The sequence below is a fragment of the Synechococcus sp. BA-124 BA4 genome, assembly GCF_034931165.1.
On record NZ_JAYGIA010000009.1, the window covers coordinates 20492 to 28782 of the forward strand.

The window sequence follows — 8291 nt, forward strand, 5'->3', positions numbered from 1 at the left end:
AGTTGCGGTTCACTCAGAACAACGACGAGCAGGTTCGGGTCGAGGTGAGTTTCATCAGTGACCACAGCGCACCGTATTGAGCCTGGGTGAGCGACAGCTCGGTCTGCATGCGCCGGCCCATCGGTGTGCCCGGCGCCGCCGTGGCCCCCAGTTCGGTGTTGATCACCGCCAGGCCCTGGCACATCTTGTCGATGTCGGGGTTGAGGTCAGTGCTGGCCCGGGCGGGCAGGCTCAGGCAGAGCAGGCTGATCACCAGGCCCGCTGGCCGGAATCGGCTGGTCATGAAGCTGGTTTGGCCAGGGGAAGGAGGCACTTGTCGGAATCGCAACCGGCAGGACCAGCTTCCATCAGTTCACCCTGGTCGTAACGCTGCAGTGCCTCGAAGAAATCAGCCGTGCGCCGGCGCGCCAGCACCTCCTGCTGCAGCCGGGTGTAGGTGGCCTGATCGATCGGCTCGAACGGCAGCCGCGGGAAGGTGGCATTGGCATCGAAGCGGGCCAGCAGCGCCGCCGAGATGTAGCCCTCGCCCTCATCGATCGCCTTGTGGATCGCCTCGGCCAGCGGCTCGATCTCGTTCTCGCGGAACTCCACCGTGGCGGAGGTGTTGTGGGCCGTGTAGTGCTTCTGCACCTGCATGTAGAAGTCGAACTGGGCCAGGGCCGAGAAGTTGTTGATCTCCACCGCATCAGCGCCGGGGATGTTCGCCCAGCTCACCTCGGTGGGGATCTCCACCAGCCATTCGCCGCAGCGTGGATCGAAGGGATCATCCAGCAGCCGTCCGTTCTCGTCCTTGTCGGATTGGCTCGGCACGATCGTGTAGCCGTAGTCCATGCAGGCCAGCGCCACCGGATCGTTCTTGCGGAAGGTGATGCGGCGGATGAAGCGCTGCGCCTTGGGCGGATGCCAGCCGGGGCTCGCGCCTGTGAGCAGGCTCTTGGTGCCGGCCGGTTGCACGGTGGTGCAGCGGTTGGGGCGGCGCAGGCCGTGGCGGTCGCAGTAGTCCCACACCGCTTCGTTCACGATCTGCTTCCAGCGGCCCAGATACTCCGCTTCCCGGGCTTTGAAGGCCAGGCCCTCCTCGGTTTCAGGTCGGCCCTGCTCCCACCAGCGCAGCCAGGGCGTGCCGAAGGCATGCACGAAGAAGTCGAACAGACCCGTGAAGCTCACCCCCACGATCGGATCCCAGGCCCGGCTCTGGCGGTAGCGCTCCACTTCGAAGTCGTGGTTGAGCAGGCAGGCCACCGCCAGCCCACCGGCCCTGAAGGCATCGGCCTGGGCCTGGTGATCCGCCGGATCGATCCGGTTCAGGTGGATTTCGGCCAGGTTGCAGTGGAAATCAGCGCCGAGGATCTCGCCGCAGGGATTCAGCCCGTAGCGCCCGAGCCGGTGCTCCAGCTCGGAGGCGCTGATCTCGGGGTGATGCAGTTGCAGCCAGCGGCCGGCCTCCTCGCGGCCCTGGTCCACGTAGATGTCGATGAACTCACCGCGCAGCTCAGGGGTGGGCAGCAGATCGGCATTGGAGCGGGCGATCGCTTCGGGGGCGAACTGGATCGCCCCTTCCCCGCTCTGGAACTGCTTGACCACCGCCTCGAGCACCACCTCCTTCGTGGGGCGGCTGTGGAACACCCGGGTGTGGTTGGCCATCCGCAGCGCATCGCGCTCGGGATCGATGCTCCAGTTGCCCTCGGCGTCCTGCTGCCAGAGGTTCTCCTTGGCGCCGGCGGCGGAGAGATCCTCGGCGGCGAACTGGCGCATGCCGGCGCTGCGGCGGATGTTGCCGGCCACGATCGTGACCGCCGCCTCATCGATCAGCAGGCAGCACTCCACCGAGGTGAGCCGGCGGCCGATGGCCTTGTTGAGGATCTGGGCCACGCGGCCGTAGAGGTCGCCCAGCTTGACGGGATTCGCCATGCCGCCGAAGCCCTTGAGCGTTTCACCCACCGGCCGCACATCGGAGAGATCCACGCTCACCCGGATCGGGCTGCCGGCCTCGAAGCGCTCGTCGCTGCAGAGTTCGAGCAGCAGCTGGTAGCTGTCGACCCAGCCGCGGCGGGTGTCACCCACCTTGATCGCCACCCGCTGCCCCTCCACCGTGTGGCTGGTGGCCTCCTGGCGCGCGCCGGCGGGGGTGAGGCCGATCGGCGTCACGCTCTCGATCACCAGCCGGTTGCGCACCAGCGGCAGGCGCTCGATCAGGTGCGGCTCGATGATGGCGCCGGTGCCGCAACCCATCATCGCCAGGTCCATCATCAGACCGAAGGCTTCCCAGTCGATCAGGTTGGTGGAGGTGCAGTTGTAGGCGCCGGAGAAATTGTGGCGCTGCTCGATCCAGGGGGTGCCGCCGATCCAGAGCCAGCGCCCCGAAGGCAGGGCCTGCTGGTGCTTCTGCATGCGCCGGATCAGCTCCACCTCCTGCGCATCGAGATGACCGAGCTGACGCAGCCCCTCGAGGTTGCGCTCGGAAACCTGGTGCCAGCTCTCGCGGCCGCCCGCGGTGCGGCGGGAATAGGTGCGGTAGAAGACCGGGTTCGCCGCCGGCGCGGTGGCCGGGAAATCGGGCTCCAGCAGGCCATGGGCACCGATCTGGCCGCCCTGGAGCCTCACGGCCTCAGCCTCCGGGCGCACCGTCCCGGCGGGATCGATCAGATCGGGACGCGCTGGGGTGAGGGTCACGGCGGAGAGGGTGGTCAGGTTGGTGAACCATACCGCCACCTGTGGGGGGTGCAAGCGGTGGCGGCCACCAGCGGCAGCGCCCCGGGATGGCCTGTCAGGCTGAGGCCATGACCAGCAGCAGCAGCACCAAGGAGGCCCTGAACGGGGCCGTGGACCCCGAGCAGCAGGCCCTGGCGGAGGCCGTGGCCCGGCGGCGCAATTTCGCGATCATTTCCCACCCCGACGCCGGCAAGACCACCCTCACCGAAAAGCTGCTGCTCTACGGCGGTGCCATCCAGCAGGCCGGGGCGGTGAAGGCCAAGGGCGAGCAGCGCAAGGTGACCTCCGACTGGATGGAGCTGGAGAAGCAGCGCGGCATCTCGATCACCTCCACCGTGCTCCAGTTCGACTACGACGGCAGCACGATCAACCTGCTCGACACCCCCGGCCACCAGGACTTCTCCGAAGACACCTACCGCACCCTGGCGGCCGCCGACAACGCGGTGATGCTCGAGGACGCCGCCAAGGGCCTCGAGCCCCAGACCCGCAAGCTGTTCGAGGTCTGCCGCATGCGGCGGATTCCGATCTTCACCTTCATCAACAAGATGGACCGTCCGGGGCGTGACCCCCTGGAGCTGATCGATGAGATCGAGAGCGAGCTGGGCCTCACCTGCTGGCCGGTGAACTGGCCGATCGGCAGCGGCGACCGCTTCCGCGGCGTGATCGACCGCCGCAGCCGCGATGTGATCCTGTTCGCCCGCGCCGAGCGGGGCCGCCAGGCCACCGAGCAGCGTCTGGCCGCCGGCAGCCCCGAACTGGCCGATCTGGTGGAGCCCGAGCTCCTGGCTCAGGCCCTCGAGGAACTGGAGCTGCTCGATGGCGCCGGTGCCGACCTCGACCTGGAACTGGTCCATGCCGGTGAGCTCTCGCCGGTGTACTTCGGCTCGGCGATGACCAACTTCGGCGTGCGCCCCTTCCTCGATGCCTTCCTGGAACTGGCCCAGCGGCCCGTGGCCCGCAGCAGCCACGACGGCCCCGTCGACCCCCTGCGGCCCGAGTTCAGCGGCTTCGTCTTCAAGCTGCAGGCCAACATGGATCCCCGCCACCGCGACCGCATCGCCTTCGTGCGCGTCTGCTCAGGCCATTTCGAGAAGGACATGACCGTGCGTCATGCCCGCAGCGGCCGCAGCATCCGTCTCTCGCGCCCCCAGAAGCTCTTCGGCCAGGACCGGGAAGTGGTCGAGGACGCCTACCCCGGCGACGTGATCGGCCTCAACAACCCCGGCATGTTCGCCATCGGCGACACCCTCTACGTCGGCGCCCGGGTGGAGTACGAGGGCATCCCCTGCTTCAGCCCGGAGATCTTCGCCTGGTTGCGCAACCCCAATCCCTCGGCCTTCAAGAGCTTCCGCAAGGGGGTCAACGAACTGCGCGAGGAGGGGGCCGTGCAGATCCTCTACGACACCGACGCCAGCAAGCGCGATCCGATCCTGGCGGCGGTGGGCCAGCTGCAGATGGAGGTGGTGCAGTACCGCCTCCAGAACGAGTACGGCGTCGAGACGCGGCTGGAGCCGCTGGGCTTCACCGTGGCGCGCTGGGTCACGGGCGGCTGGCCGGCCCTGGAGCGCGTGGGCCGCATCTTCAACTGCAAGACCGTGCGCGACGCCTGGGACCGGCCGGTGCTGCTGTTCAAGAACGAGTGGAACCTCAACCAGCTCAAGGAGGATCACCCCGAGCTCGGGCTCAGCGCCGTCGCGCCGGTGGTGAGCGGCGTCGAACCGATCGCGATCTGAGCCACAGCCTGGCGCCGGCCTCGCCAGAATCAATTGCAACGAAAGGTCAAGGTCACGGCCATGCCTCAGCCGATCTGGCTGGTTCGCCCCCGCAGGGATGGAGGTTCCGATTACGTCCGCTTCCTGCCCAGCCAGGAAGCCGTGGAAATCCGCGAAGGCAGTCACCTCCCCCCCCAGATGCCGCTGCTCAAGAGCCGCCGCTGGCTGGCGGTTGACGAAGCCGAGGCCCGGCGCCTCGAGCTACAGCAGGACGCGGGCTACCGCCGCAGCGAGCCCCTGTTCTGAGCCGCCGCCAGCGGCAGCGGCAGGTCTCAATCCACTCCTGACGGACAGCCACCGGCCCCGCGCCTCGATACGCTCGGGCCACGACCCAGCCCCACGCACCGGAGGCCATGACCAACGGTTCTGAACCAGCCCCCAGCGGCAGCCCCTACGAACGGCTCGGTGTCAGCCCCGACGCCAGCTTCGACGAGGTGCAGTCTGCCCGCCAGCATCAGCTCGAGGCGGTCGGCGACGACCCCCAGGCCCGCGCCAGGGTGGAGGCCGCCTACGACGCGGTGTTGATGGAGCGGCTGCGGGAGCGCCAGCAGGGCAAGGTGAGCAGCGCCGCGGTCACCGCCTCCAAGCGCGAGGAGCTCAAGCCCGTGCCGGCGCGGGTCCCCTCCCGGCCCTCCCTTCCCCAGCTGCCCTCCCTGCCCCAGCTCAACGGCGGCAACAAGCTGCAGGCCCCCAGCTTCTCCATGCCCAGCTTTGCCCTGGCGGAGGGCCGTGAGCGCTGGTTTCCCCTGGTGGCCGATGGGCTGCTGCTGCTGCTGGTCCTGATCACCCCGCCGGGTTCGGCCGAGGTGCTGCTGGCCCTGGCCACCGGGGTCACGGTGGTCAACCTCCGGCGCCGCAATGGCCGCTTCCTGGCCGCCGTGGGCTGGAGCTTCGCCCTGCTCAGCGTCGGCCTGCTGCTGGGAGGTCTGCTCACCCTCGGGCTCGATCCGGCCCTCCCGCTCGGTCTGCCCCTGGCCCTGAATCAGGTGCAGAGCCTGCCGGCCCTGATCCTGCTGCTGCTCGGCGCCCTGCTGATCGCCTAGGCCAGCGACAGCTCGGCGATCAGCTCCCGCAGCTCCCCTTCCTCCACGCCGTACACCTCATTGCAGAAGTGGCAGGTGAGCTCGGCGCGGCCGTCTTCGCGCAGGATCGAGGCGAGCTCCTGCTCACCCAGCAGCCGCAGGGCGTTGACACTGCGACGGCGGGTGCAGGGGCAGTGGAAGGTCACATCCTGACGGGCCTCGGCGTCCTCCAGCAGCTGGGGATCGAGGTCGGGAAAGATGTCTTCCAGCAGCAGTTTGAGGTCGTCCTTGCAGGCGGCCAGGCGAGCGCTGAATCCACTGATCTCCCGGCAACGCTCCTCCAGCAGCGCCACCAGCGCCGGCTCCCGCGCCGCCTTGGGCAGCACCTGAACCAGCACCCCGCCTGAGCAGCGCACGCCGCTGCTGTCGATCTGCTCACCCACGAACACCGCCGAGGGGGTCTGCTCGGAATGGAGCAGGTAGGAGGCAACGTCGTCGCCGATGCCGCCGCTCACCAGCTCCACCGTGCTGCTGAACGGCTCCCCCTTGCCCTGGTCACGCACCACATGCAGGTAGCCGGTGCCGGTGGCCTGGCGGAAGTCGAACTGATGCTGGCCGTCGGCCTCCTCGATCAGATCGAGCTCCAGGCCCGGATGGCCCACATAGCCGCGCACGCTGCCGTCGCGGCCCGCATCCACCATCAGCCCGCGCAGGGGCCCGTCCGACTGGATGCGCAGGTTCACCCGCCCGTGGGCCACCTTCATCGAGCTGGCCAGCAGCAGTCCCGCCGTCATCGCCCGCCCCAGCAGCGCCGTGGTCAGGTACGAGAGGCCATGGCGCCGCCGGGCGTAGCGGCTGGTGACCGTGGTGAGTGCCGCCACCAGGCGTATTCCTCCATCGGCCGCCGTGGCCCGCACCAACTGATCGGGCATCGCTGCGCCCTCCACCGACTCAGGGCATCGTACGGAGCGCCGGCAGGAGCTGAAGGCTCCCGTCGCTCAGGCGCCAGGCCCGCCCCACCACGCCCTGGAACACCTCCGGCTCATGGGTGACCACCAGCAGGGCCCGCTGACGGCCCAGCTGGGCGATCAGCTGCAGCACCTCATGGCGCACCGACCAGTCCAGCCCGGCGGTGGGCTCATCCAGCAGCAGCACCTTCGGGTCCCGCAGCAGCTGCACCGCCAGGGCCAGGCGCCGCTGCTGGCCGCCGCTGAGCCGCTCCGGCGCCTGCTGCAGCGACACACCCTGCAGACCCACCTGGCCCAGCACCGCCTCCACCCGCTCGCTCCCAAGCCGGCGTTGCCCCAGCTTCAGCTCCTGGCCCACGCTCAGGCCGAGGAAATGGCGTTCGGGGAACTGGAACACCAGCCCGCTCAGCCAGCGTCGCGCTCGGCCCGTCACCGGCTGTCCCTGCCAGAGGATCGTGCCGCCGCTGGGTTCCGCCAGCCCACTGATCAGCTCCAGCAGGGTGCTCTTGCCACTGCCACTGCGGCCGGCCACCAGCACCGGCTCGCCCACGGGCAGGGTAAGGCTGAGATCGCGCAGCACCGGCTCCGGCGTGGTGGCCGGGTGGTAGCGGACCGATCGGAGCTCCAGCATGGGGGACCACGGACCGCACCAGCTTGCAGCAGCCGCCACCGTGTTTGATGGGGTCACCAGTCGATGCTGGAAGGAGCAACGCCCATGGACATTCGCTTCCGCGAGGTGGATCCGTTCAACTGCTGGATCTGGTTGCGCTTCCCCAATCCGCCCGGACAGGGGGAGCGGGGTTACGTCGACACGGTCTTCGACAGCTGGTTCTTCCTGGGCAAGCTTGGGGGCTTCAACGCCGAATGCCTGCAGGTGCACGAGGAGGGGATCGACCTCAGCGCCATGCACTACGACATCGAGGCGGCCGAGGCGACCCTCCCCGCGCTGATGCACAGCATGGGTGAACCGGAGTACCGCGACGCCTGGTGCCGCTGCTGGGTCGACATGGGCACCAGCGACGGGGTGGCCCTCGATGTGCTCATCAACGCCCTGCGTCAGCTCGACAACGACGTGGTGGAGATCGAGGAGATCGTGATCGGCGGCGTCAATGACGACTGGCCGGTGGAGGAGGTGCCCGAGGCCCTCTTCCCCCACGGCGCCAACTGAGGCCCGTGGTGCGTGAGCTGCGCCGGCTGCTGATCGCCCCGGAGCGGCTGGCGGCCGGCACCACCCTGGCTCTGGCCCCCGAGGAGAGCCGCTATCTCAGCCGCGTGCTGCGCTACGGCCCCGGAGAGCGCTTCGCCGTGGTCGATGGCCAGGGGCAGCTCTGGAGTGCCGTGCTGCTCGACGGCCCCCAGGCCCGGCTGGAGCAGCCGCTTGATCAGCCCCTGCAACGCCGGGCAGCCGCCAGTCCCCGGCTGGAGCTGGCGGTGGCCATCCCCCGCCTCGACTTCGACGTGGTGGTGCGCATGGCCTGCGAGCTGGGGGTGGACCGCCTCCAGCCCCTGCTGGCCGAGCATGGGGCGCTGCGCGGCAGCTGGAAGGCGGCCCGCTGGAGCACGATCCTGCGCGAGGCCTGCGAGCAGTGCGAACGCCTCTGGCTGCCTCAGTTGCTGGAGCCTCTGGAGGCGATCACCTACCTGGGCCAACCGCGGACGGCGCTGGCGCTCCTGGCCACCACCCGAGCGGCGGAGCTGCCGGTGCTGGGGACTGCGCTGGCGCCGGTGTCAGCCGAGTCCCTGGAGAGGGTGGCGCTGGCGATCGGAGCGGAGGGCGGCTGGAGTCCAGCCGAGGCCGCGGCCGCTCAGTCCGCCGG

At 69.3% G+C, this 8291-nt stretch carries 9 protein-coding genes; 5 read left to right on the plus strand and 4 right to left on the minus strand.

The annotated features are described in order from the left end of the window. Positions 1 to 13 precede the first annotated feature (13 nt). Positions 14 to 283 (minus strand): hypothetical protein, encoded by a 270-nt coding sequence (locus VB734_RS01760; protein WP_322782604.1) that lies wholly within the window; start codon positions 281 to 283, stop codon positions 14 to 16. Further along, a complete protein-coding gene (gene nrdJ, locus VB734_RS01765; protein WP_322782656.1) occupies positions 280 to 2604 on the minus strand; it encodes a ribonucleoside-triphosphate reductase, adenosylcobalamin-dependent in 2325 nt (774 codons plus the stop codon). The genes VB734_RS01760 and nrdJ overlap by 4 nt, the downstream gene beginning before the upstream one ends. Before the next feature lie 176 nt (positions 2605 to 2780). On the opposite strand from nrdJ, the gene VB734_RS01770 reads away from it, so the two are divergent. The 3 genes from VB734_RS01770 (at position 2781) to VB734_RS01780 (ending at position 5527) form a co-directional block, all read left to right on the plus strand. After that, the gene (locus tag VB734_RS01770; protein ID WP_197165310.1) at positions 2781 to 4445 is read left to right on the plus strand and encodes a peptide chain release factor 3; all 1665 of its coding nucleotides are present in this window, start codon (positions 2781 to 2783) and stop codon (positions 4443 to 4445) included. A gap of 60 nt (positions 4446 to 4505) precedes the next feature. After that, on the plus strand, positions 4506 to 4730 hold the full coding sequence (locus VB734_RS01775; protein WP_197167031.1) for a hypothetical protein: 225 nt from the start codon (positions 4506 to 4508) through the stop codon (positions 4728 to 4730). A gap of 107 nt (positions 4731 to 4837) precedes the next feature. Then, on the plus strand, positions 4838 to 5527 hold the full coding sequence (locus tag VB734_RS01780) for a CPP1-like family protein (protein WP_322782603.1): 690 nt from the start codon (positions 4838 to 4840) through the stop codon (positions 5525 to 5527). On the opposite strand, the gene hslO is transcribed toward VB734_RS01780, so the two are convergent. After that, positions 5524 to 6438: an Hsp33 family molecular chaperone HslO gene (hslO, locus tag VB734_RS01785; RefSeq protein ID WP_322782602.1), complete on the minus strand. Its 915-nt coding sequence runs from the start codon at positions 6436 to 6438 to the stop codon at positions 5524 to 5526. The two genes, VB734_RS01780 and hslO, sit on opposite strands and share 4 nt — an antisense overlap. A 19-nt stretch (positions 6439 to 6457) precedes the next feature. Further along, a complete protein-coding gene (locus VB734_RS01790) occupies positions 6458 to 7105 on the minus strand; it encodes an ABC transporter ATP-binding protein (RefSeq protein WP_322782601.1) in 648 nt (215 codons plus the stop codon). An 84-nt stretch (positions 7106 to 7189) separates the two neighbouring features. On the opposite strand from VB734_RS01790, the gene VB734_RS01795 reads away from it, so the two are divergent. Both VB734_RS01795 and VB734_RS01800 read left to right on the plus strand, forming a co-directional pair. After that, complete coding sequence (locus VB734_RS01795) at positions 7190 to 7642, plus strand: DUF3531 family protein (protein WP_322782600.1); 453 nt, start codon at positions 7190 to 7192, stop codon at positions 7640 to 7642. Between the two features lie 8 nt (positions 7643 to 7650). Then, positions 7651 to 8291: RsmE family RNA methyltransferase (locus tag VB734_RS01800; protein WP_323242885.1), on the plus strand; the 641-nt coding region annotated here is incomplete at its 3' end.

Excerpts from the sequence above, each read along its gene's own strand:
- VB734_RS01760 (WP_322782604.1), bottom strand. The coding sequence starts at position 283 with ATGACCAGCCGATTCCGGCCAGCGGGCCTGGTGATCAGCCTGCTCTGC.
- VB734_RS01770 (WP_197165310.1), top strand. The coding sequence starts at position 2,781 with ATGACCAGCAGCAGCAGCACCAAGGAGGCCCTGAACGGGGCCGTGGAC.
- VB734_RS01775 (WP_197167031.1), top strand. The coding sequence starts at position 4,506 with ATGCCTCAGCCGATCTGGCTGGTTCGCCCCCGCAGGGATGGAGGTTCC.
- VB734_RS01780 (WP_322782603.1), top strand. The coding sequence starts at position 4,838 with ATGACCAACGGTTCTGAACCAGCCCCCAGCGGCAGCCCCTACGAACGG.
- hslO (WP_322782602.1), bottom strand. The coding sequence starts at position 6,438 with ATGCCCGATCAGTTGGTGCGGGCCACGGCGGCCGATGGAGGAATACGC.
- VB734_RS01790 (WP_322782601.1), bottom strand. The coding sequence starts at position 7,105 with ATGCTGGAGCTCCGATCGGTCCGCTACCACCCGGCCACCACGCCGGAG.
- VB734_RS01795 (WP_322782600.1), top strand. The coding sequence starts at position 7,190 with ATGGACATTCGCTTCCGCGAGGTGGATCCGTTCAACTGCTGGATCTGG.